The organism is Paenibacillus sp. 2TAB19, from assembly GCF_052115185.1.
Taxonomy (GTDB): Bacteria; Bacillota; Bacilli; order Paenibacillales; family Paenibacillaceae; genus Pristimantibacillus.
The window spans coordinates 39,865-63,496 of sequence record NZ_JBFRGE010000003.1; the positions used below are offsets into that span (position 1 = coordinate 39,865).

At 51.5% G+C, this 23,632-nt stretch carries 19 protein-coding genes; 10 read left to right on the top strand and 9 right to left on the bottom strand.

The genetic code is table 11. From position 1 onward, the window contains the following. Positions 1–38: 38 nt before the first annotated feature. Complete coding sequence (locus AB4Z33_RS02000; protein ID WP_442048281.1) at positions 39–1,139, bottom strand: lactonase family protein; 1,101 nt, start codon at positions 1,137–1,139, stop codon at positions 39–41. Positions 1,140–1,302: 163 nt separating this feature from the next. On the opposite strand from AB4Z33_RS02000, the gene AB4Z33_RS02005 reads away from it, so the two are divergent. Together AB4Z33_RS02005 and AB4Z33_RS02010 are read left to right on the top strand one after the other, a co-directional pair. Then, positions 1,303–1,665 (top strand): LytTR family transcriptional regulator DNA-binding domain-containing protein, encoded by a 363-nt coding sequence (locus tag AB4Z33_RS02005; RefSeq protein ID WP_442048282.1) that lies wholly within the window; start codon positions 1,303–1,305, stop codon positions 1,663–1,665. Positions 1,666–1,795: 130 nt separating this feature from the next. Continuing rightward, positions 1,796–2,794, top strand: coding sequence for an aldose 1-epimerase (locus tag AB4Z33_RS02010; RefSeq protein ID WP_442048283.1), 999 nt, complete (start codon positions 1,796–1,798; stop codon positions 2,792–2,794). A gap of 65 nt (positions 2,795–2,859) precedes the next feature. On the opposite strand, the gene AB4Z33_RS02015 is transcribed toward AB4Z33_RS02010, so the two are convergent. Together AB4Z33_RS02015 and AB4Z33_RS02020 are read right to left on the bottom strand one after the other, a co-directional pair. After that, entirely contained in the window at positions 2,860–3,402 is a 543-nt protein-coding gene (locus tag AB4Z33_RS02015) for a GNAT family N-acetyltransferase (protein ID WP_442048284.1), read from the bottom strand. Next, positions 3,383–3,991 carry a GNAT family N-acetyltransferase gene (locus AB4Z33_RS02020; protein ID WP_442048285.1) on the bottom strand — a complete coding sequence of 203 codons (609 nt, stop codon included), beginning with the start codon at positions 3,989–3,991 and terminating at the stop codon, positions 3,383–3,385. Before AB4Z33_RS02020 ends, AB4Z33_RS02015 begins: the two co-directional genes overlap by 20 nt. A gap of 180 nt (positions 3,992–4,171) precedes the next feature. Here AB4Z33_RS02020 and AB4Z33_RS02025 point away from each other — a divergent pair, with 180 nt between their 5' ends. Both AB4Z33_RS02025 and AB4Z33_RS02030 read left to right on the top strand, forming a co-directional pair. Beyond that, a complete protein-coding gene (locus AB4Z33_RS02025; protein ID WP_442048286.1) occupies positions 4,172–4,657 on the top strand; it encodes a hypothetical protein in 486 nt (161 codons plus the stop codon). Next, on the top strand, positions 4,654–5,346 hold the full coding sequence (locus AB4Z33_RS02030; RefSeq protein ID WP_442048287.1) for an AIM24 family protein: 693 nt from the start codon (positions 4,654–4,656) through the stop codon (positions 5,344–5,346). Before AB4Z33_RS02025 ends, AB4Z33_RS02030 begins: the two co-directional genes overlap by 4 nt. Positions 5,347–5,389: 43 nt before the next feature. Here the strand turns inward: AB4Z33_RS02030 and AB4Z33_RS02035 are convergent, their stop codons facing one another. Beyond that, on the bottom strand, positions 5,390–8,497 hold the full coding sequence (locus AB4Z33_RS02035; protein WP_442048288.1) for a glycoside hydrolase family 2 TIM barrel-domain containing protein: 3,108 nt from the start codon (positions 8,495–8,497) through the stop codon (positions 5,390–5,392). A gap of 230 nt (positions 8,498–8,727) precedes the next feature. Between AB4Z33_RS02035 and AB4Z33_RS02040 the strand changes: the two genes are divergently transcribed. Then, positions 8,728–9,564, top strand: a complete 837-nt coding sequence (locus tag AB4Z33_RS02040) for a LysM peptidoglycan-binding domain-containing protein (RefSeq protein WP_442048289.1) — start codon at positions 8,728–8,730, stop codon at positions 9,562–9,564. Between the two features lie 224 nt (positions 9,565–9,788). Here AB4Z33_RS02040 and AB4Z33_RS02045 read toward each other — a convergent pair whose 3' ends face one another. The 5 genes from AB4Z33_RS02045 to AB4Z33_RS02065 form a co-directional block, all read right to left on the bottom strand. Beyond that, on the bottom strand, positions 9,789–11,600 hold the full coding sequence (locus AB4Z33_RS02045) for an ABC transporter ATP-binding protein (protein WP_442048290.1): 1,812 nt from the start codon (positions 11,598–11,600) through the stop codon (positions 9,789–9,791). A gap of 125 nt (positions 11,601–11,725) precedes the next feature. Continuing rightward, positions 11,726–12,484 carry a response regulator gene (locus AB4Z33_RS02050; protein ID WP_442048291.1) on the bottom strand — a complete coding sequence of 253 codons (759 nt, stop codon included), beginning with the start codon at positions 12,482–12,484 and terminating at the stop codon, positions 11,726–11,728. Positions 12,485–12,576: 92 nt separating this feature from the next. Beyond that, on the bottom strand, positions 12,577–13,407 hold the full coding sequence (locus AB4Z33_RS02055) for a carbohydrate ABC transporter permease (protein ID WP_442048292.1): 831 nt from the start codon (positions 13,405–13,407) through the stop codon (positions 12,577–12,579). 3 nt (positions 13,408–13,410) lie between these two features. After that, positions 13,411–14,301 (bottom strand): carbohydrate ABC transporter permease, encoded by an 891-nt coding sequence (locus AB4Z33_RS02060; RefSeq protein ID WP_442048293.1) that lies wholly within the window; start codon positions 14,299–14,301, stop codon positions 13,411–13,413. A 93-nt stretch (positions 14,302–14,394) separates the two neighbouring features. Continuing rightward, positions 14,395–15,717: an ABC transporter substrate-binding protein gene (locus tag AB4Z33_RS02065; protein ID WP_442048294.1), complete on the bottom strand. Its 1,323-nt coding sequence runs from the start codon at positions 15,715–15,717 to the stop codon at positions 14,395–14,397. Positions 15,718–16,043: 326 nt separating this feature from the next. Here AB4Z33_RS02065 and AB4Z33_RS02070 point away from each other — a divergent pair, with 326 nt between their 5' ends. The 5 genes from AB4Z33_RS02070 (at position 16,044) to AB4Z33_RS02090 (ending at position 23,488) form a co-directional block, all read left to right on the top strand. Beyond that, positions 16,044–17,027 carry a glycoside hydrolase family 113 gene (locus tag AB4Z33_RS02070; protein WP_442048295.1) on the top strand — a complete coding sequence of 328 codons (984 nt, stop codon included), beginning with the start codon at positions 16,044–16,046 and terminating at the stop codon, positions 17,025–17,027. Beyond that, on the top strand, positions 17,024–18,220 hold the full coding sequence (locus AB4Z33_RS02075) for an AGE family epimerase/isomerase (protein ID WP_442048296.1): 1,197 nt from the start codon (positions 17,024–17,026) through the stop codon (positions 18,218–18,220). Before AB4Z33_RS02070 ends, AB4Z33_RS02075 begins: the two co-directional genes overlap by 4 nt. A gap of 271 nt (positions 18,221–18,491) precedes the next feature. Next, positions 18,492–19,670, top strand: coding sequence for a glycoside hydrolase family 130 protein (locus AB4Z33_RS02080; protein WP_442048297.1), 1,179 nt, complete (start codon positions 18,492–18,494; stop codon positions 19,668–19,670). Between the two features lie 222 nt (positions 19,671–19,892). Then, a complete protein-coding gene (locus AB4Z33_RS02085; RefSeq protein WP_442048298.1) occupies positions 19,893–21,674 on the top strand; it encodes an ABC transporter ATP-binding protein in 1,782 nt (593 codons plus the stop codon). Beyond that, a complete protein-coding gene (locus AB4Z33_RS02090; protein ID WP_442048299.1) occupies positions 21,671–23,488 on the top strand; it encodes an ABC transporter ATP-binding protein in 1,818 nt (605 codons plus the stop codon). The genes AB4Z33_RS02085 and AB4Z33_RS02090 overlap by 4 nt, the downstream gene beginning before the upstream one ends. Positions 23,489–23,632 lie beyond the last annotated feature (144 nt).

The window sequence follows — 23,632 nt, forward strand, 5'->3', positions numbered from 1 at the left end:
GATGATAGGACCTGCCTTTCATAGTTACGTACTTCGAGCTACAGCGACTTCCCGAAGCGGATGCAAACGGGGCTTGGCACTTCCAGTACCGTTCCGAGAGCAGTCAATTCACCGCTTGCCTCATCGACGCTGAACGCTGCAATGTTGCCGCTCTTCTGGTTCGCCGCAAGCAAATACGAGCCATCCGGCGTTAACCCGAAGTTGCGCGGAGCTCCCCCGCCGCTTCCGATATGTTGAATGAGCGTCAATTCGCCATTGCTCTGATCAATGGCAAATACCGCAATACTGTCATGTCCGCGGTTCGAACTGTATAATAACCGACCGGAAGGCGCGATATGAATATCCGCCGCATCGTTATAGGCGTCAAACCCTTGCGGAAGTGCCGATGCAAATTTGATTTCTGTCAGTGTACCTTGCTCTGCATCCACCTTCAGCGTTGTAATCGTCGAATCCAGCTCGTTCATGACATAAGCAAAAGGAAGCTCCCCATGAAATACGAGATGGCGAGGCCCTGCGCCGCGATGAATGGAACAGCTGCTATGCTTCGTTAGTGAGCCGCTCTTCGGATCAACTAAATATACGATGACCTCATCAATGCCTAGATCCGCCACGCTTACGTATGCCGTGCCTGGAATCGGCACGATCGAGTGAGCATGAGGCGCATCCTGCCTAGCCGCGTTCGGTCCAAGCTGCCCATTGTCCTCCGCGACGGCCGCAGTCCCGGTTAACTCGCCTTCAGCATTAAGCGAAAGCAAAGCGACATTGCCTCCCGTATAGTTAGCAACGAAAGCCGATTGTCCCGCTGCATCGACGCTTATGTAACAAGGATGTGCGCCATGGGTCAACGCTCTGCTCGTCTGTCCCAGCAGCCCTCCTGTAACAGGATCCACTTCATAGGCAATGACTGCACCGCCAACCGCGCCGTTCGTTGATTCCGTCTCACTAACCGCATAAAGCTTGTTGCCTTGCGGGTGAAGCGCCAAGTAAGACGCATTCTCGGCGTTCGCGAATGCCTCCGTTACTTGCAAGCTCCCATCGACACCGTTGAAGCGGCAGACTCGCACCGTCGATTCATCGGCACTCCCATACGATCCGATATATACCATTCCTGAAAAAAGCTCTGTTTGCCGTTTACTCATTACGTTCACTTCCCTTTCAGCAGCTTGCCAATAATTTGAACATAGCACAAGGTTTACGTTCAAACAATGACTTTTAGAATATACTTCCCAAACCCATCCAAAGTGTGTTACAATGTAAGCGCTAACAATTCAGGTGTTCACATTTCTGAAGGGGGACGATGGAATGATGAATTTAGCACTGAGCGAAAGGAATGTTTATGAGGATTTTGATTTGGAGTCGGATGTGCTTTATTTCAGAATCGGAATGCAAGGACTCGTCAGCTTCCACGGCAGAAACTACAATATAAAGAAGAGAATGACTGCCGAGCTCATCACTCAGCTAATTGGCAAGAGCAGCTTCTATCAGATCAGCTCCAACTGCTACATTAACCTTGGCAAAATCAAATCGATCTCCGGCGGCACCATTTATTTCGGAACGGACTGTTCCGAATCGAAACAGCTAACCGTCAATCGCCGCAAACAATACGTCATTCAGGAATTGTTCAGACAGCGTTCGGCTGACAGCCAATTACGCCAGACGCCATGATGTCTACACAACCGCCTTATTTCCGCGAATAGCGGAATAAGGCGGTTGTTTGTTGTGCCGTGTCCTGCTATTCTTAGGTTGAATATGACGTATCGCTACATAACTCTCACTATTATTCTAGGAGGAACTTATGTCTACTCAAGGACAAGCATTCGAGCAATTATTTCACCAAGAGCCGGCCGTTTGGCTGAAATGGGGCGCTTATGAAGCGGCAGTGTTGCCGAAGGTTGGCGCTAACCTGATCGCATTCCGCGATACAACGAATAATTATACCTTCCTGCGCGAGCCTGCGGCAGACGAAATGGAAAGCTTCAAAGCAAACCCTGGCATTCACGGCATTCCGGTCTTATTTCCTCCGAACCGATACGAGGACGGCACCTTCACTTGGAACGGCAGAACGTATCAATTTCCGGTCAACGAAGCGAAGACCGGCAACCATTTGCACGGCTTCTTCCATACGGCTGAATGGTCTGTCGAGGATTTCGGCGTAACGAAAACGGAGAGCTACGTTGCTCTTAACATTTCAATTGATGAGAACCACCCTATCTATACCTACTTGCCGCACAAGTTCTCGATTAAGCTTCGCTACTCGCTTAGCGATCTCGGCTTGCAGCAGAATGTGCTTGTTCATAACGAAGGAACAGATGCTATGCCTTGCATGCTTGCATTCCATACGGCGATTAATGCGCCTTTCGCACCGAACAGCACAGTGGACGACTGCCGCTTCACGCTGACGACAGGCAAGCGCTGGGAGCTTAACGAGCGCATGCTGCCAACGGGCAACTTCCAACCTCTATCCGCAGAAGAGGAAGCGATGAAGACGACAGGCTTGTCCCCGATCTGGGAGTCGATGGACAATCACTACACAAGCGAGCCGCAGAACGGCCGCAATGCAATGGAACTTACCGATTCACGCGCAGGCGTTACGCTTGTCTACGACGTCGGTACAGCTTACAAGCAATGGATGATTTGGAACAATGGCGCGACACCGGGCTTCTTCTGTCCTGAGCCGCAGCTTAACTTAGTCAATGCACCGAACGTCAATCTGCCAGCCGATCAGATCGGTCTCGTATCGCTTGAGCCGGGCGGCATCTGGGAAGAGACAAGCCGTCTGTATGTAAGATCCTAGTCCGAGTGCAATGAATAGGCTGCTTGAAGCGTCCGATGAGACGCTTTAAGCAGCCTGTTTTGTCGTTAGACCAAACTTTTGTGGAATATAAATATAACCTCGGTCGCGCTTCGATATTGATCCCGCAGTTGCTGCTGCAACGCCTTGCCGCTCGCATAATCGTCGACAGCTACACGTGTTATCTCTTCATAATCCGCATCCTTGGCAACCAGCTCATAAGGCACATAACCGTTTTTCAAATAAAACCGCTCCACCTTCAGATCGTCAGCCGAGCCAATGCCAATTCGAGCATAACCGCTACTCCGCGTGCACTGTTCGAAGGCCGCTATGAGCCTAGACCCTATTCCCGTCCTCGCGTAACTCTTGCTTGTATCCAGACTGACCGCAATGCCTTGCAGCACCATCGTATTTACATCCCTGAACGACTGCCATCCGTAGGATACGCCAACCACTTCTTCGCCGTCGAACGCCGCCAAATAATGCCCCGTCACCTCAGCTAGCTTTCTGTCGAACGCTTCGAGACTCTCCTGATCCAAGTATTCGCACTGAAACGCATGGACACGCGGATATTCGGCTGAATTCGGTCTCCTAATTACGATCTCCGCCATCCGATTCTGCCCTCCCATGTTTCCCCAGCTTTTTTTCGAGCCGCGCCTTAACGCCCTCGTCGCCATACCAATTCTCATCAATAATGCTGTAGACCACATAATCGAGCCCATTATATTTTTTGCGCAAAATACCTTCCCGCACCGCGCCTAACCTCTCGATTGCCCGCTGCGAACGGGAATGACTCGTTGTCATAATGAGCTCGACGCGCACAGCCCGCCAAACCTCAAAAGCTTGCGACAGGAGCAAATATTTACACTCCGTGTTCACTGAGGTTCTCCATACGTCCGGCGTGTACCAAGTCCAACCGATATTCAAATTGCGGTTCGGGCGCGATATTCTCAAATATCGGGTCATGCCAACGAAGCGGCCGAGCAGCTTGTCATAAATCGCATAAGGAAATTGCTCACCGCGCTCACTCTCGACGATTGCCGACTGTACGAAGCTCCTCATCTCATCTAAATTCTCGATCTTCACAGGAAGATGCTCCCATATTTCAGGAGAGCGCGAACATTCGAATAACGCTTCCGCATGCTCAGCCTCAAGCGGTATTAACGTAACTCTTTCACCCTCAATACGAGTAAACAGCATACTAGCCCCTCCCTGAACCTTCCAAAATAACTCTTCAATGCTTTCGTTACCGAATGTCGTTATCCCTCCCTACTCTTTAATCGAATTGCTATAACATGAAAGGTGACTACTGTCGAAAAAGACTGTAAAATGGAAACAGCAGCAATCTATTGTCGATCATTCGCGAAAGGAGATCTTATCATGAAACGACTTTATTACACGTCCTCCCTTCTAATCGCACTTACTATTCTACTAACCTTATCGTTGCCGCAGCCTGTCGCCCATGCCKGCATGTTCGACCGTATTAAGGACATATACAACACGCCGGAGAAGCTCGATGAGCTGCAGCAGCAGTACTCCGATGCGCAAGATTTGCTCGAGAGCCAAGCAGAGAAGCTGGAGCAATCTCTGATCGTAACCGAGCAGCTAACGCAGAAGCAAGCTGAATTGACCGAACAGAACGAGCAATATCGCCAGCAAAATGAGGAGCTGCTCGCGCAGAACAGCAGCCTTCAAGCCGAAATGGAGCAGATGAAGCAGCAGCGTCAATCGCTCGTCAGCAAGCTCATCACGGCGGCTGTCGTCGTTGTATCCCTTATCGTGCTTTATTTAGCCTCGGTTCGCATCTGGCGCTTCGCCGTTTGGCGTAAGCAGAGAAGCGCAGCGGCACGCGGAATTAGCGGATGAAAACGACCGTCCCCGCTCCATACGGCCATGTGCATGTAACGCTCGAATCGGCGGACAAGCTCCATGTGCTGCATCCGAAAGCCATTATCGCTTATCAAGGACTGCCTCATCTGCGTGAGGACCGGTTCATGGACCTGGCCGGTCTGTACCGCAAGCGGAAGTGGATACGCTCGCTTCTAAGCGGACCGTCCGAATTCGTGCTTGGCTTGCCGCCAGGCTGCTCGCTGGAGTCGGTCCAGATTGAGAAGGACAGTGATCTATTATTCGATTTGCGTCATATTATTTTCTTCTCGGACGGCATGCAGCTGAAGCCCAGAATTCAGAAAATGAAAAACGCATGGATTACGCGCGAATTCGTACGCATGCGATTCACAGGCCCCGGAACGCTTGGCGTCATCACAGCTGGCGACGTGAAGGCGATTCAGCTCCAAAAGGATCGACCGCTTTATGTCGAAGCCGGAGCACTCATCGCTTATCCTGAGCATGCGTCCATTAAGCTGTCCGTATATGGCAACCAATTGGCCAGCCAGCATATGCAGGTGCAGTGGGAAATAATCGGAAGCGGGCCGGTGYTCATTCAGACGGGTTCCCACGATGCCGAACTCATGCAGCAGTTGCAGAGCAACGGAGGAATTATTAAGCGCGTGCTGCGCGAACTGCTTCCATTCGGAGGCGTATATATTAAATGACAAAGGCTTGCCGTCCCATATGGATAACGGCAAGCCTTTTGCGTTAAATGCCTCGGAACGAGAAGCGATGCGAGTACGTCCGATTAGCGAACAACGTATACTCCTGCTCCGCTTTCTGTCCCCAGCTGTCATTCCCGCCGACGCCCATTTGCTTGAAATTGACGCGTACGACTGTTTTGTCGCTTGCAGGCAGCTTATAGAAATGATCATAAGACTCCAGCTCGGAAGGCGTGTAAGGAAGGACATTCAGTTCAAAATGCGGCTGTCCAGTCAACTCGATGCCTTCCCCCTGCGCATTCGTTATAGCGGCGCTGCGCACATCCGTTTTGTTGCCGCATTCCTGCGGACGGATGTAGGGAACAAGCTGATCCTTCACCGTACCTGAATAACGGCCGAGCTTGCCGCCCGTCTGACGATCCCAATACGTCTCATCAGGCCCGTTGCCGTACCAGCTTAATTGATCGAACTCTGCCGGCAACGAGAACATGATGCCGACCTCCGGAATTTCAGGCAAGCCGTCTCCCGGCGTCAGCTCCTCATACACGTCTACTGCACCGTCTCCACTTACCGTATATACGATGCTTAGATCCGACTCACTTGTCGTCGGTAAGCTAAACTTCGCCCGAACGATAGCAATGCTGCCCGTCGCTTCCCACTCCAGCGCTATCAATGAGCGTTCGGCTCCCGCTTCTCGCCATGTCGCACAGCGTTCATGATGCTTATTGCCGCGGTCATTATCCGTGTAAGCGCGCCAGAAGTTCGGCGTCAGCRCCGTCCGCAGACGTTCCTTGCCTCTCCAAGCATAAGCGGCTAAGCTGCCAGTCGCCTTGTTAAAGCTTGCCGCGAAAGACTCGCCTGTAATCGTCAACAGCTCGGCTGTCTCCTTCAACGTGACGTTTGGTTTCTCCGCAGCAGGACCGACGCGAACGATTGCTTGCGCCGGCAGCACGAACTGCTCGAACGCGATCTCATGGCCTTCCGTTGCCCAAACCGTATCTTCCTTAAGCAGCAACTGAACGGTCAGTACCGCTTGCTCGGATGCGTTAGCGAGAATAGGCAACTGGTAGCCGATCGTGATCGTCTCTTGCGATTCAGGAGCGACCGCAGCAGACGCTGTTCCCTCTTCCACTTTGCGTCCATCGACTGATACGCTCCACACAAACGCATACTGATCAAGCGCGTTAAACAGATGACGGTTCGTTACTTTAATCGTACCCGCAGCCAAGTCGACCGCTTCGAACTTCACATTTTGATAAACCTTTTTCACTTCCTGCAGCTTAGGCGAGACCGTCCGATCCGCGAAAATAAGGCCGTTGCCGCAGAAGTTGCCGTCATGCGGCGATTCGCCGAAGTCGCCGCCGTACTGCATCTTTACCGTGCCGTCCGCATCTACAATTCGGATCGACTGATCGATCCAATCCCAGATGAAGCCCCCTTGAAGCACAGGATATCGTTCGAACACTTCCCAATACACATGCAGACCGCCGCAAGAGTTGCCCATCGCGTGGCTGTATTCGCATAGAATGAACGGCTTCTTCGGATTGCTCTGCGCATAGCGCTCTACACCTTGAGGCGACGTATACATGTGGCTCTCGATATCTGAAGCGGCGTCAGACGCCCGGTAATGGAAGGCCCCTTCGTAATGAACGATTCGCGTAGGATCAACCTCGCGTAAGTAATCATGCATTTTAATGAAGTTGTCGCCTCCGAATGATTCGTTGCCCAGTGACCAGATGACGATAGACGGATGGTTCTTATCGCGCTGGAACATCGTGTTGCATCGGTCAAGCACCGCAGCCGTCCATTCGGGGCGGCTGCCCGGTACGGTCTCGAGCAGCTCCTGCTGCCCGTAATACCAAGAGCCATGCGTCTCCAAATTCGTCTCGTCGATTACATACAGTCCATATTCGTCGCACAGCTTATACCAGAGCGAGTCGTTCGGATAGTGCGATGTACGGACGGCATTAATGTTATGAAGCTTCATTAATTCAATATCCTTGCGCATATCCGTTTCCGTAATGGAGCGTCCCGTATCGCAGTTGAACTCATGGCGATTAACGCCCTTGAACATAATCCGTTTGCCGTTTATTTGCATAAGGCCGTCCTTAAGCTCGAAGCTCCGAAAGCCAACCTTGCAGTTGACTGCCTCAAGCAGCTCGCCGCTCTTGTTTTTCAAGCTTAGCACAAGCGTATATAAGTTCGGCTGCTCGGCGCTCCATTTGAGCGGATTGGATAGGCTTGCTCCGAGCTGAATTTCCTTAAGCTGCTCACCAATGGTCGAGATACTAACGGTTAACGGCTCTGCCAGAACAGGCTGGCCAGCAACGTCATACAGAACGGCCTCGACGGTCACGTTAGCCGCATCGCGTGCATAATAATCGAGCAGCTTCGCATCAATAACAAGCTCCGCATCGCGATACTGCTCATCGAGCTGTGTCCTTACGAAGAAGTCGTAGATATGTACATCCGGCGTCGTATACAAATACACATCGCGGAATATACCGCTCATCCGCCAGAAGTCTTGGTCCTCCAGCCAGCTCGCATCGCTCCAGCGGTATACTTCAACCGCGAGCTTGTTGTCGCCCTCGATCAAATAAGGCGTAAGGTCGAACTCCGACGGCGTGAACGTATCTTGGCTGAAGCCGACCAGTTCACCGTTCAACCATACGTAGAACGCTGACTCAACGCCTTGGAAGCTAATGAAGACGGGTTTGCCTTGCCAATTGTCCGGAATGTTGAAAGAGCGTACGTACGAGCCGACAGGATTATAAGCAGTCGGGGCGAACGGCGCCTTCACATCCTCGTTGCCATGCCATGGGTAGGTCACATTCGTATATTGCGGGTAATCGCAGCCCTGCAGCTGCCAATGACCTGGCACAGCAATCTCATTCCAATTGCTATGATCGTAATTAGCCTCGTAGAAATTGGAGATACGCGCCTCTGCGTTCGTTGCGAAAGCGAACTTCCATTTACCGTTCAGCAACAAACGATTCGCGGATGAAGCATGATCCCCTTCCAGCGCTCCCTCTACCGTGTCGAACGGCATTAACGAAGCATGAGCATCCATTCGATTTAACTGAAAAATATCCGGATTGTTATTCCATTCGGGATAACCGTTCGCCGGAGGGGAATAAATGAATTTTTTGCGCATTTATGTCGACTCCTCACTTCGTAGTAGTAGAACTATATTCACATTATAAAACAATTGGTTTTCAGTATTCCTTGTACAATATTCATAAATCATATCAAAATTTGAACATTTGCAGACCTGCAATAAAACCTGTACCTTCGCTGCAGCCCAATATTTACCGCTAAATATAAAGCGCTTTCTCTATTAATATGGAATAGAAGATCATTCCACTTAAGAGAGGTTGAGACAGCATGAAAGGTAGAATGAAAAGGTTAGCCTGCAGCGCCGCGCTTCTCGCTTTACTAACAGCAGCCCCGGGAATCGGCTTCGCCGCCTCGTACACCGTACAGCCGAATGATTCGCTTTGGCTAATCGGGTCGAAATACGGCGTTACCGCGGGGCAATTAAAGGCGTTAAACAGCCTGACAACCGATGAGCTAACGATTGGCCAAACGCTCCAAGTGCCGAACCCGCCGGAATATGCTTCGGTTAAGGTTCAGCAGAACGATACGCTGTGGAAGATAGCGCAGCGTTACAATGTCCCGCTTGCTAAGCTCATAAATGCCAATCCGCAAATATCGAATCCAAATAACATATGGATGGGACTTGAGATTCGCATACCTAAGAAGCCAGACAACTACTTAACAGGCGTATTTCCGCTTGCAAAAGGAAGCTATACGCCGTTCACCAATACTTATGCGGACTCACGTACATGGTCGCCTGATGGAGCGGCTGCTCGTTCGCACGAAGGCGTCGATATATTCGCGGACAAAGGCACTCCCGTATATAGCGCGCTTGGCGGCACGATCGTCAAAGCCGCATGGAACGAATACGGCGGCTGGCGCGTCACGGTGCGCGTCGATGAATCGACTGAGTTTTATTATGCGCATCTATCCAAGTATGCGACCGGCATCAAGGAAGGCGTTACCGTAACCGCAGGGCAGCTAATCGGCTATGTCGGCAGCACGGGGTACGGTCCCGAAGGAACAGAAGGAAAGTTTCTGCCTCATCTGCACTTTGGCATTTACAAGCGTACGCCGGTATATGCCGCCATCGATCCGTTCCTGTACTTGAAGTGGTGGGAGTAGTGAAGCTGCTCACTCATTAGTGAGGCTAACCTCACAAATTTAAGTGTAATAAACGCCCTACCAACAAATAATGAGGCAAACCTCACTCGCCATGAACCCAGGTTCACGCGCAGTGAGGTTTGCCTCATTCTAATTCCATATATTCCGAAATACACCGTAATAAAGTGAGCTTTGGTTCATTAATTAGTGAGCCTCTTCATAACTTAACTCTCGACGCATATCCCCTACAGCGACAGCTGCCTTAAGCTATAGAACTCGCCTTTGCCTGCCATCAACTCGTCGAATGTGCCGATCTCGGCTACACGCCCGTTCTTCATGACGACGATCCTGTCCGCATCGCGAATCGTGGACAGACGGTGCGCAACAATGAACGTCGTCCGATCCTTAATGAGCTCCTGCATCGCCTTCTGCACATGGAACTCCGACTCGTTGTCGAGAGCCGATGTCGCTTCGTCGAGCACGATTACCTTCGGATCGCGAATTAACGCGCGCGCTATCGCAATCCGCTGACGTTGGCCGCCAGACAGCTTGCCGCCGTGCTCGCCGACCATCGTATCGAGCCCTTTGGGCAGCTTCTGGATGAACTCGGACAAGTTCGCCATCTCTACGACGCGGGCAATGTCCGACTCGTTAATCTCTTTTAATCCATATGTTATATTATCGCGTATCGTACCAGAGAATAGGATATTCGTCTGCGGCACGACGGCCAGATGCTTGCGGTAGCTGCGCAGGTCGATATCGTTCATATCGATGCCGTCGACGCGCACCTTGCCTCCGGTCGCCTGCAGGAAACCAATGACGAGATTAAGCACCGTCGATTTGCCTGCACCGGACGCACCGACGAACGCGATACATTCGCCCGCCTTCACCTCCAACGTGACGTCCTCGAGCACATGATGCTCGCTGCCCGGGTAGGAGAGCTCTACGTTCTCAAAGGAAAATGCGCCTCTCACATCCGCCATTTTCTGCTTGCCGCGATTGTTCTCGATGTCCGTGGACACTAATATTTCTTTGATCGAGCGAATCGACTCGAGACCCTTGGCGATCTGCGGATAAATATTAATTAGACCGGTTACCGAGCCCAATATCATCGAGAAGAAGCCTTGATACATGACGACGTCACCGACCTGGATCTCGCCTTTGTAAGCGAGATAAGCAGTGAACATTAAGCAAAGCACCTGGAAGATTTGGAACGTTACCCAGTTCGATGCGCCGAAATACGCTTCAACGAGGTCAAGGCGATAGCCTTTGCCTTGAATATTGCGCAGCGTCGAATCGATGCGCGCAATCTCCACTTTCTCGAGGCCATGCGCCCGCGTGACCGGAATCATCTCGACCATCTCCGATACACGCGACGACATTTGCTCGATCTCCTTGCGGAACTCGCTGTTCGATCGGCGGATCTTCCTGCGGAACGCCGTTACGATAGAGATTGACATCGGAATCGTAAGAACGAAGAACAGGGATACGACCCAACTGCTCTGCACCGTAATGATGAACGAGACAACGATGTTGACGACTGCCGGAGCGAGAGCGATCATGAACTGCTTCGACATCGCCTCGACCGCTTCGACATCGCGAAGCACCTTCGACTGCAGCTTGCCCGCCGGAAGCTCGCGATGCGAGTTAATAGACAGCTGCTGCAGCTTGCGTACCATTGCGCTGCGAAGTCCCGCCTCTACATGCCGGACAGCACGACTGAGAAACGATATGTACGCCGCATGAGTCGGTATATTTTGCAAAATGACGATGACCACAACGATAAAATTGATCCACATGCCGCGCATGGAATGTGCCGAAGGATTCGTGGCGATATTGATGATATTCGCCGTAACGATCGGCAGCACATAGATCGGCGCGCTTTTCACAATCAAAAAAACAAACGAAATAAACAAATTGCCAAAGTTCCCTTTGTATAACGATAACAAAAACTTAAACGGGGTCGTTTCTTCTGCAAGCGCCGCGTTCTCGAACGTGCTGCCTAACCCTCTCCGTGCCTTAAGCTCTGCGGCACTCTCCAACATGATAGTCTCCATCCTTCTGCAGCTCATAATCTTTAGGTATCATCATTTCGTGCTGACGCCACTCATCTTAACTCCTAACGGGATGTTATGTAAATGTGTGAATTTGCAAAAAAATATTGATTTTTGCTTCTATCCGCTCAGCGGTGCTTATCCTTATAATCCTTCGGCGTTACGCCGACCATCTTCTTGAACAGCTTGTTGAAATAGACCGGATCGCTATAGCCGACCAGCTGCGAGATTTCATAGTTTTTTAAAGAAGGATGATCGCTCATGAACTGCTTCGCCTTCTCGATCCGAATCCGAATAAGGAAGTCGGTCACCGTCTCCCCCGTCTCCTGCTTGAACAGCCTGCTCAAATAGTTGCCGCTCATGCCAACCGTCTCCGCAATGCTCTCCATCTCGAAGTTTTTGTCATACTGCTGCTCCAGTATCGCCTTCATCCGTTCAATGACGTGATGCTCCTTGTCGGCAGACAGGGATTGCGACGACGCTTCTTCGGCTAGCTGCTCCTGCTCCTTCGCCGTTTGCCTCTCGCTCTTCAGCCTAGTGAGCAGTTCGTACAGCTGCGCTTTATCGATCGGCTTCAGCAGATAGTCCCTTACCCCTTGCCTAAGCGCCTTGCGGGCGTATTCGAATTCGCTGAAACCGCTAAGCACGATCATAGCGATCGACTTGTCGCGTATATGTTCGATGAGACGGAAGCCGTCCATCATCGGCATCTTTATATCGGTAATCAGGACGTCAAGCTCGCCGGGAGCAAGCTTGGCAATATGCGTCCAAGCGTCCATCCCGTTGCTGAACGAGCCGATCACTTGTATGTCGAGGTCCATTTTCAGCAAAATCTTTTGCAAACCGAGCCTAATAAATTCTTCGTCGTCTACGATGATGATGTTCATACCACTTCAGCTCCTCCCTCGTAGTTTGAGCCAAAATCCGCAAAACTTCAATCTTCCCTTCCTCAGCGCTTGCAAGAAAAACAAGCGGGCGGTTACTTCACCGCGCCGCTTGTCACACCTGCGAAAATATATTTTTGAAGGAACATGTAGAGGATTGCCGTAGGAATCATAATAATCAGGATTGCCGATGAAATCATCTGCCAGTCGCCGCTGTTGACGCCGAAGAAGCGCATAAGCGAGGTCGATACGACGACATGCTCGGGCCGTGGCAAGTACAAGTACGGAATGAACATATCATTGTAGATGCTGATCGTCTTCAAGATCACGATCGTCGCTGTCGCCGGGGCAAGCAGCGGGAAGATGATCGAGCGGAAGATCCTGAACAATGAAGCTCCCTCCAGCATGGCGCTCTCATCGAGCTCATAAGGGATGTTGCGAATGAATTGCAAGAAAATATAGATTTGCAAAATATCGGCGCCGACATAGATCAGTACCGGCCCCATCAGATTGTTCGTCAGCTCCAGCGCTTGAATCGTCTTGTAATTGACAACCTGCGTCGTAATGGACGGAATAATTGTCGCGAACAGGAACAGTCCGACAAGCGCGCCTTTGAACTTAAAGTTGAATCGTCCAACCGCATAACAGAAAGCCGAGCCGATCAAAATATTAAGCACGAGCGTAACCACGATAATAATAATCGTATTGCCGAAGGCCGTCGTCATGTCCGCGGACTTGAATGCCGCGCCGAAGTTGCTGAAGTTAAGGAAGCTGTCCGGCAAGGAGATGGAAGACTTCGTTTGGAACTCTTCCTTCGTCTTGAACGCATTGACGATAATAATATATGGCGGGAACAATATCGCAAAGGCGGCTGCGAGGAGCGATAAATATTTGACGCTATCCCAGATTCGGCTAGATCGCTGCATCCTTTATTCCCCCTTTCTATTCAACAGGAAGCGCTGAATCGATAACACGATGACTACAAATAACAACAAGACTACACTCATTGCCGATGCTAGGCCGTAGTTGTTGAACTGGAATGCGGTCTCGATAATTTTCATAACGAAGGTTTCGCTTGCTCCGGCCGGTCCGCCCTTCGTCAATACGAAAGGTAGATCGAATACTTCCAAGGCTCCCGTAACGGTTAAGAACAAGTTCAACTCGATAATCTTATAGATGTTTGGCAGCGTAATATGCAAAAATTGCTTCCAGCCGTTCGCTCCGTCGATCGATGCGGCCTCGTATAGGTCACTAGGGATCGATTGAAGCGCTGCTAAGTAAATAACCATATTGAAGCCCATGAATCTCCATAGGCCGATAGAAGCCAACGTATAGTTAACGAATGAACCATTGCCAAGCCAGCTCGTTTCGGACAAAGCTCCGAAGCCCAGCTGTCCCAATAAGTAATTAAGCGAGCCGTTCGTCRTATCGAATACGTATCCGAATAAGTAGGCGACGGCAACGCCGTTAAGAATATAAGGCAAGAATAGCAGCAGTCGGAAGAAGTTGCGTCCCTTCAGCTTGCTGTTAAGTACAACCGCGAAATAAATAGCCAGGATGTTCTGAACGATACCGACGACGAAGTAAGCAAGGTTATGCTTGAACACGCCGAAGATGCCCGGATTGGAGAAAACCTCCTTATAGTTGTCAAAGCCGATCCATGACCGGTCCGGACTTAAGCCGTCCCAGCTCGTGAAGCTGATGCGAAACAGCTCGAGCGCCGGGTAATAAGCAAATGTCAGAAGCAGCAGCAGCGGCACCGACACGAACAGAGTGATGATGAGCTTCTTCTGCGTATTAAAAGAAAGCCTGCTGAACATACGGTATCCCTTCCTTCCCGAAAGACTAGGACGGATGATCCCACAACCCGATCATCCGCCCGCGCCTCGTTATCTAATGAATAACAATTACAGTTACAGACCTAAGTCCTTCTTCGCTTTCGCCCAAGCCGTGTTCACCTTATCGAATACTTTCTGCGGATCCTTCGACAATACGAACTCTTGAACGACAGCCGCTTGGTCAAGCTGCGCTTTGTTCTGGATTTGCGTTGCCGCATCCACTGGTTGCGCCGGCTCGAAGTATTTCGGCGAGTACGTGTTGAATTCCGCAAGCTGTGGCAATTTTGGTTCTTTGCCTTTGAGCGTCGGGATGAAGCCCGCGAAGTCGTCGAAGCCTGATTCTTCAATCATCCATTTCACGAAGGCTTTAGCCGCTTCTACGTTGCCGTTTTTGTTAACCGCGTAGAAGAAGTCCGGGTTAAGAGGTGCTTTCGCTACGCCGCTGTTGTCGGCAGGGAATGGGAAGAAGCCTACGTCCTCGGCAGCAGCGCCGTTCTCGATAACTTGGTTGATAACCCAGTTGCCAAGCAGATACATGCCGAAGTTGCCCGATGCGACGTCCTTCTTCGATTGCTCCCAGTTCGTCGAGTTAACGTCTTTCTCAAGGAAGCCTTTTTCGTACAGTTCGCGCAGGATGCCCCATGATTTGCCGTATGCGTTGTCAAGCGTGTAAGGCGTATCCGTTTCAGCGCGTTTGTTCTGGTGAGCCGGGTCCTCGCCTACGATCGTAGTCACGTCATATACCCATGCATCAAGCGGCCATTTGTCCTTGAAGTTGGAAGCGAGCGGCACGATGCCTGCATCCTTCAGCTTCTGCGCAGCCGCAAGGAACTCGTCATACGTTTTTGGAATTGCCGTAATGCCGGCTTTCTCGAACGCTTTTTTGTTATAAACGATACCTACTGTAGAACCGCCGGAGGATACGCCGTACATTTTGTTTTCGAACGATTTCAAGTCTTTGAAATAGATCTCGTCGGAAAATTGAATGTCGTCAAGCGGAGCAAAGTAGTTCGACAGCTCGTTGTTCGGAATGGTTGGCGTGAATACGACGTCCGGGAAATCGCCGGAAGCGATACGGATCTTAAGCGTCTTGTCGTAGTCGAGGATCGCTTCGAACTTCAGGTCAACGCCCGGGTATTTCTCTTCGAATCGTTTCTCGTAATCAACATACTCCTTGTCAACCATGTCGGTACGGTTCGTTAGGAACAYAACCTCGCCGGTAATGTTGGGAGCAGCCTCCTCGCCCCCGCYGTTGCTCGGTTTGTTCGTTGCCGTGTTCTCGCTTGCCGGTGCGTTTGTCGCTTTGTTCGTTTCATTGTCCCCATTGTTTCCGCCACATGCAGCCAACGTTGTTAGCATAACAGCAGACACTAAAGCTAACGATGCAATTTTCTTCATTTCGTATTTCCCCCTGTTCATCGTTTGGTAACGCTTGCAAATTGAGTTTACCTCACTCGTAAGCGTTCGCAAATGGTTTAAAATGCGATTTATAGTCTTCAAATGACATCTTCATAAATTTCATTTCTAACTAACATTTATTTAATGTAATCGCTTTAAGTGCGATTTTAGCTTTCATATCGCATCGTTTATTGAAGAAAAAATAAAATTTACTCGTTTCGCGACTAAGGTATTGCCAAAACGCCTGTTTATCATGTTTACTTGTTATATAACAAACTAATTAATTATGATAACAAATCTACCTAACAGCAAAGCGAGGCGATTCTATGTCAACTTTATCCACTTTACCCTCCTACATCGGAGGAATGACCTGGGGTTGGACCGGCGTTCGCGGAACTTGGACTGGCGAGCAAGCCGATAAATCGATGGAGCTTATGGCCAGCCGCCTTAACGTGAACTGGACGGCCATCACGCTCGGGGCATTGCAAGATCATCCTCAAGCAACTGAAATCAAATATAAGGAAGCGCCGACTGTAACCGATGACGAGGTGCGCTCTGCCATTCGCAAGGCGAAGGAGCTTGGGCTTCAAGTTGTAATGAAGCCTGTCGTGAACTGTGCCAACGGCACTTGGCGCGCCCATATTAACTTCTTCGATGTCGACGTGCCCTGTGAACCGAAGTGGTCGGAATGGTTCGCCTCCTATACCGCATTTATCGTTCATTATGCAAGAATCGCCGAGGAGACGGGCTGCGAGATGCTCTGTATCGGCTGCGAGATGGTACAGACGGATCGCCGTGAGCAAGAATGGCGTAAGCTTATCGCCGAGGTTCGAGGCGTTTACTCCGGCATCATTACTTACAACTGCGATAAATATCAGGAAGCCAATGTGAAATGGTGGGATGCCGTCGACGTCATCTCTTCGAGCGGATACTATCCGATTGACAATTGGGAGGAGCAGCTTGATCGCATCGAACGTGTTGTGGCTGCTCATGATAAGCCATTTTTCTTCATGGAAGCGGGCTGTCCGAGCCGCGAGGGCTCGCCTTATATCCCGAACGATTGGGGACTTGCAGGGGCACCGAGCGAAGAAGCGCAGCGCAGCTTCTACGAAGCGATGTTCTCGGCTTGCGACAAGCGTGACTGGGTAGGCGGCTTCATGTTATGGGATTGGCCAGCAAAGCTTTATGAAGAAAGCGAAGCCGGTGCCAACGACGATTACTGCATGTACGGCAAGCAAGCGGAGAGCACTGTTCGTTCCTATTACACAGTCAAAACAAAGCAACCGGCGAAAGGGGCGGCAACTAAATGAGCGACTGGAAACAGCAATGGCTGCCTGCCATTGAGACGGAGCTGAAAGATAATATTCTCGGCTTCTGGATGAAGCATTCCATTGACGAAAAGAAAGGCGGCTTCTACGGCTACATCAGCCGCGAGCTTGAAGCGGATGCCTCGGCAGACAAAAGCTCGGTGCTCAATACTCGCATTTTATGGACATTCGCTTCCGCCTATCGCATTTACAAAGACGAGCAATATTTGCGAATAGCCGAGCGTGCATATGCCTACGTAACCGAGCATTTCATCGATCGCGAATACGGCGGCTTGTACTGGATGGTGGATGCGGAAGGTAGCCCGTCCCAGTCTAAGAAGCAGATTTACGGTCAAGCGTTCGCTATCTATGCGCTGACCGAATATTATCGCGCCACCGGGCACGAGCCGGCGCTCGCACAAGCCATCGAGCTCTTCTCTGTGCTGGAGAAGCACGGCTACGACACTATCCATAAAGGTTATGTCGAAGCGTTGTCCCGCGAATGGGAGCAAACCGATGATCTTTCCTTAAGCAACAAAGATTTGAACGAAAAAAAATCAATGAATACGCATCTGCATGTGCTGGAGGCGTACACGAATCTGTACCGCGTATGGAAGTCGGATGAGCTTAGCGCGAAGCTGAAGGAGCTAATCGAAGTCACGATCCAGCATATTATCGATGCCGACAGCGCGCACTTCCTGCTTTTCTTCGACGAGGAATGGAACAGCAAGTCCGAGCACGTCTCTTACGGGCATGACATCGAGGGCAGTTGGCTGCTCGTTGAAGCAGCCGAGGTGCTTGGCAACGAAGCTCTGCTGGCCGAGTCGAAAGCYATCGCGCTGCGCATGGCGGAAGCGACGCTGAATGAAGGCGTCGATAAAGACGGCGGGTTATGGAATGAAGCGGATGCTCACGGACTCATCGACGCAGACAAGGACTGGTGGCCGCAAGCCGAAGCCGTCGTCGGCTTCTATAATGCTTATCAGATGAGCGGCGACGAGAAGTACCGCGACGCTGCGCAGCGCTCTTGGCAATTCATCGAGAATTACATCGTCGACAAACAGTTCGGCGAGTGGCATTGGAGCGTAACCGAAGACGGCAAGCCGAGCGGCAATGTGCAGAAGGTAAGCGCCTGGAAGTGCCCTTACCACAATGGCAGAGCTTGCTTCGAGATGCTTGAGCGACTGCAGCACTAGACGGGTAGCCTTGGTTTCGTGATGAAGGTGAAATAACAGGATTTACTACCGTTAATTTCCTCTCATCGTTCGATCTAATCGAATTAACGGGATTTCCTCCCGTTAATTTCCTAATAGAAGCTTCAATTCGGCAAGTAGGCTCGAATTAGCGGGAGTTTTTCCAGTTATTCTTTAAATAGAGTAATATCGTTCGAAAATAGCTCCAGTTTTTCCCGTTAATCAGTACATCCCGACTAAAAAATTGGCAATTAATGAAACGGAGGCCATCCTAATGTTAAATTTTGAACAACGCAAGCAGCTTCTTACGGAGCGTTATGAATCTCTCGTCGGTCGCAAAAACAGTCCGATCGAGCTCGGCAACGGCATTTTCGAACGTTACGAGCACCCAGTTCTAACGGCTGAGCATGCACCGCTTCACTGGAAATACGACTTCAACCCGGAGACGAATCCGTATTTCATGGAACGTATCGGCGTTAACTGCGTCTTCAACCCAGGAGCAATCTTCTTGAACGGCAAGTTTTTCCTTGTCGCCCGCGTAGAAGGCAATGACCGCAAATCGTTTTTCGCGATTGCCGAGAGCGATAACGGCGTAGACGGCTTCCGTTTCTGGGATCATCCGATTCTGCTGCCGGAGACATCCAATCCGGACGTTAACGTCTACGACATGCGTCTCGTTCAGCATGAGGACGGCTGGATCTACGGCTTGTTCTGCACCGAGCGCAAAGACCCGGAAGCGCCAAGAGGCGACCTCTCCAGCGCCGTTGCGCAATGCGGCATCGCAAGAACGAAAGATTTGAAGACGTGGGAGCGCCTTGACGATCTGAAGACGGCTTCCAACCAACAGCGCAACGTTGTGCTGCACCCTGAGTTTGTCGACGGCAAATACGCGTTCTATACGCGTCCGCAAGACGGCTTCATCGATACGGGATCCGGCGGCGGCATCGGCTGGGGCTTGTCCGACACGATCGAGAATGCCGTTATCGATCGCGAGATCATTATCGACGAGCGCCACTACCATACGATCAAGGAAGTGAAGAACGGCCAAGGACCCGCTCCGATCAAAACGGACAAAGGCTGGCTTCATATCGCTCATGGCGTTCGCAACACGGCTGCCGGCCTTCGTTATGTCATTTACGCGTTCCTATCCGAGCTTAACGATCCTAGCAAAGTGACGCACCGCCCAGGCGGTCATCTAATTGCGCCGGAAGGCATCGAGCGCGTAGGCGACGTATCCAACGTAACGTTCTGCAACGGCGTTATCGCGCAAGAGAACGGCGATGTGTTCATCTACTACGCATCCTCCGATACGCGCTGCCATGTCGCTGCGACAACTGTTGATCGTCTGCTAGACTATGTGATCAACACGCCGGAAGATCCGCTCCGCTCGTACGCATGCGTGGAGCAGCGTATCGAGCTCATTGACCGCAACTTGCAACTGGCATCGAAGTAATACGGTTTAACATAACGAAACGAGCCTATCCTCGCTTTTATTAGCAGGATAGGCTCTTCCTTTTATCAGCATAAAATCCCCCTCCGCCTCCGCCCCTAGATGTAGACCGCTCTATTCCATAGGCCGATTGTCAATCGATTCCATATACGAAATAATAGAGAAAATAACATATATGTAATCCATTATTCATCAGCTACATTCACGGTTGGAGGAGGAAACGTATTGACCACCCAAGAGCAAGCTACAGAGTTAGATAAGCCTATATTGGTAGTACTTAAAATGCTGCGCTGGGCCAAAGCCTACTGGCTCGCCTACTTAGGCATCATTGCCATCGTTCTAGTTGCATCGTTGCTACCTGTCGGCTGGGCCGAAGCGATGCGCCTATTGTTCGACGCGACTTCGCAGCTCAATATGGACGGCTTGCTGCAAGCCTCGATTTGGTTCGGCTCCCTGTTCGTTATCGAGGTTGCCGTCTCATTCCTGCAAGCGCTGCTCAATCAGCGGCTAAGCAATCGTACCACGCTCGATATGCAGCGAGGACTGCTTGGCGGGCTTTTTACAATGAAGCTCTCTCGTTATATGAAATGGCATACGGGCGATAAGCTTCAGCGGCTCAATAGCTCCGCACCGACCGCGCAGGAGGGAATCAATAAACGTATCCCCGAGCTCATTCACAACGTCCTTTCAATTTTGTTCCTATTCGTCTACTTAACGATTCTGTCTTGGGAGCTGATGGCCGGAGCGATCGTCGTCGCCTTGCTGCTTCCGCTGCTMAGCAATATGCTTGCGAAGCCGATACGCAGATGGCAGGACAAGACGAACGAGGGGCATGGCGAGCGCGACGCTATGCTGCTCGATCAATTGCAAGGCGCTGAGGTTGTCCGCAGCTATGGACTTCGCCCTTCCTTCAACAAAGCGTGGAGAGACAAGGTCGAGACGACAAGGCATCGTTGGCTGCGAACCGAGCTGCTGCGCGCTGTGAACGGCTGGGCTGTGTTTATCGGTTTTTGGCTTGGCCAAGTGTATATATTCAGCATGGGAGCTTCGATGGTCGTTAATGGGAGCCTCGCCGTCGGCGCCATAGCCGCTTTCATGTTGTCGTATGAACGGCTCGTTTTCCCTCTTGCGCATCTTATTCAGACTTGGTCCTCCGTCTCGGACTCCGTCGCACATGCAAAGCGAGTCTATGAGATGATCGATCCTGCCGAGGCAGAAGCTGCAACCGTTATGGATGCCGCCTTGCCTCAGCAGGGCGATATCGTCTTGGATCAAGTCACATTCGCCTACAACGATCAAGACATTGTCCTTAATCAACTCTCGCTCACCATTCGGCAAGGTCAGGTTACTGCCATTGTCGGTCCTAGCGGGAGCGGCAAGAGTTCTCTCATTAAGCTCATTCTCGGTCTTCATTCCCCTTCTTCGGGAACGATTCGATATGGTGCACATGACCTGAACGAACGCAACGCTGAGTCGTGGAGACGGCTAACCGCCTATGTCCCTCAGGACGCCGCGCTATTCGATGCAACAGTCATGGATAATATCCGCATCGGCCGACTGGACGCTACGGATGAAGAGATTGCCGAGGCGGCTCACTACGCAAACGCCCATCCTTTTATAGAGGCGCAGCCTGAGGGGTATGCAACCCGTCTTGGAGAGAGAGGACAGCGATTATCCGGAGGCGAGCGGCAACGTTTGGCACTGGCAAGAGCGTATTTGCGCAATCCTCGTATTTTGCTGCTGGATGAGCCTACCTCGGCATTGGACGGCATTAACGAGCGTCTCATGCAGGATGCGCTTCAAAGCGTAATGCAAGGAAGAACCGTACTCGTAGCGGCACATCGGCTATCAACCGTTGAGGACGCGGATTGTATCGTTTATATGGAAAATGGCAGCATCATAGAGAGCGGGACGCATGCCGGGTTGCTGCAGTTAGGCGGCAAGTACGCTGCGCTTGTCAAAGCGGGCGACTGGTCCGACCTGCGAGAGGAGAGTATGGCCCGATGAATTCACCAATCCCATTACGTACAACACCAACGCTCAGGCAGCTTATTGCTTTGCTGTGGTCGAAGCTGGGCAAAGGGAAAGTTCCTTTTACAGCGTCGGTCATCTTAACCCTCGGCGAAACGGTTGTCATGCTGCTCGTTCCACTGCTGATGGAAATATACTATAACCGACTAGAGCTAGGACAGTTAACCTATATTAACAATCTAATGATCATTTCTACCATTATCGTGATCGTCCTTCTCGGTCTCACTATTCTTGGATTCTACTATAAGCAAAATAGTATGAGCGCACTTCAACGCGACGTTAGTCTAGAGCTCGCCGACGAAGCGCAACGGCTGCCGCTGCAAGACGCCTCGGCATCGCACTCCGCCGACCTGGCCCAGCGGATATGGGCCGATGGAGACCGAACAAGCTGGATTCTCTCCACCTTGTTCCACGGCATCGGCAGCCAAGCGATTATGCTTGTGCTCGCCGCCATCTATATGCTGTGGCTGCAATGGGAGATTGCTTTGGCACTGTTCATCCTTATGCCGATTGGCATTGTTGGCAGCCACTTGCTTCGCAGAAGGCTCGGCGTCATCGGCCTTGCCGTAGCGGAGCAGGAAGCTGCCGTGCGGCAATGCCAGCAGGATGCGCTGCAAGGCATGGAGACACTGCGCGCCTTCGGCGCCGAAGGCTGGATGATGGACCGCTTCGTGGAGGAACGCCATAAGTTGAACAGGCTGTATATGCAGCGCATGTGGTGGAACGAGCTTGTGAACGGACTCACCGTCTCGCTCTCCCTTCTTCTCACCTGGGGTTCTGTACTCGCAGTCGCTTGGCTAGCCGTACAAGGAAAGCTTCAGATCGGCGCGTTGATGGCCTTCTTCGTGCTCGTCTGGAGGATCTACAATCCGCTCGTCAATATCGGCAGAATGTGGGGCGAGGTACAGCAGAACTTAGGGCAGACAGCACGTATATCCGCCCTTTGGGGGGCGAAGAAAGAGCCTAGCCATGCCGTCGATAGCTTCAGCGGCAAGCAGCAGCATGACATACGCTGGAGCAACGTATCGTTTCGTTACGATGAGCATGCAGGCGTTCATACCGATCAACAAACAACCGATTCAAACACCAATGCCGACATGTCCGCAGCCGGTCAACCTTTGCTGCAGCGCTTCAACCTGGAGCTGCGTCCCGGTTCATTCACCGCTATCGTTGGACCAAGCGGGTCCGGCAAGTCAACAGCTGCCAAGCTTGGCGCGGGGCTGTTATTTCCCGACGAGGGTGAAGTATCCATTTGCGGTGCGAATTCAAGCCACCATGCGGAATTCGCAAGGCAATTCGTCGCTTATGTTCCCCAATCCCCGTATCTGTTCGCGGGTACGATCCGCGATAATTTGCTCGTCGGCAAGCCGAATGCTTCAGATTCCGATCTCGTTGATGCAGCCGTTGCCGCAGCCGCTCATGATTTCATCATGGCTCTGCCGGACGGCTACGATACGCCATTGAAGGAGCATGGCAGTTCTTTAAGCGGCGGACAGAAGCAGCGGCTGGCCATCGCCCGCGCCATGCTCTCAGCGCGGCCCATCTGGATCTTTGACGAGGCCACCTCGGCGCTCGACACCGATACGGAGCGCTACGTGATGGACAGTGTTCGCAAACGCACACTGCTGCAGGGAAGCACGCTGCTCGTCATCGCCCACCGGCTGACGACCGTGCAGGACGCAGACTCCATTATCGTCATGGAGAACGGCTTAATCACCGAGCAAGGCGACCACGAGCAATTGCTGATGCTCACAGACGGCACCTATCGCAAGCTATGGAATAAAACTTAACGAGCTTAATCGGACTGGGAGGGATCAGCTCTATTAGCTGCTCCGTCCCGTTTCTTAACGGTCCGTTGATGCCCACCCCAGCTTCACCCCCGCTTCGCTCCATAGCAACCTAAATGCCCCCCTCAACCTTTCGCTGCACTTTAT

Bases quoted from the DNA above. Each gene is read 5' to 3' on its own strand.
- AB4Z33_RS02000 (WP_442048281.1), bottom strand. From the start codon at position 1,139: ATGAGTAAACGGCAAACAGAGCTTTTTTCAGGAATGGTATATATCGGA.
- AB4Z33_RS02005 (WP_442048282.1), top strand. From the start codon at position 1,303: ATGATGAATTTAGCACTGAGCGAAAGGAATGTTTATGAGGATTTTGAT.
- AB4Z33_RS02010 (WP_442048283.1), top strand. From the start codon at position 1,796: ATGTCTACTCAAGGACAAGCATTCGAGCAATTATTTCACCAAGAGCCG.
- AB4Z33_RS02015 (WP_442048284.1), bottom strand. From the start codon at position 3,402: ATGGCGGAGATCGTAATTAGGAGACCGAATTCAGCCGAATATCCGCGT.
- AB4Z33_RS02020 (WP_442048285.1), bottom strand. From the start codon at position 3,991: ATGCTGTTTACTCGTATTGAGGGTGAAAGAGTTACGTTAATACCGCTT.
- AB4Z33_RS02040 (WP_442048289.1), top strand. From the start codon at position 8,728: ATGAAAGGTAGAATGAAAAGGTTAGCCTGCAGCGCCGCGCTTCTCGCT.
- AB4Z33_RS02045 (WP_442048290.1), bottom strand. From the start codon at position 11,600: ATGGAGACTATCATGTTGGAGAGTGCCGCAGAGCTTAAGGCACGGAGA.
- AB4Z33_RS02050 (WP_442048291.1), bottom strand. From the start codon at position 12,484: ATGAACATCATCATCGTAGACGACGAAGAATTTATTAGGCTCGGTTTG.
- AB4Z33_RS02055 (WP_442048292.1), bottom strand. From the start codon at position 13,407: ATGCAGCGATCTAGCCGAATCTGGGATAGCGTCAAATATTTATCGCTC.
- AB4Z33_RS02070 (WP_442048295.1), top strand. From the start codon at position 16,044: ATGTCAACTTTATCCACTTTACCCTCCTACATCGGAGGAATGACCTGG.
- AB4Z33_RS02080 (WP_442048297.1), top strand. From the start codon at position 18,492: ATGTTAAATTTTGAACAACGCAAGCAGCTTCTTACGGAGCGTTATGAA.
- AB4Z33_RS02090 (WP_442048299.1), top strand. From the start codon at position 21,671: ATGAATTCACCAATCCCATTACGTACAACACCAACGCTCAGGCAGCTT.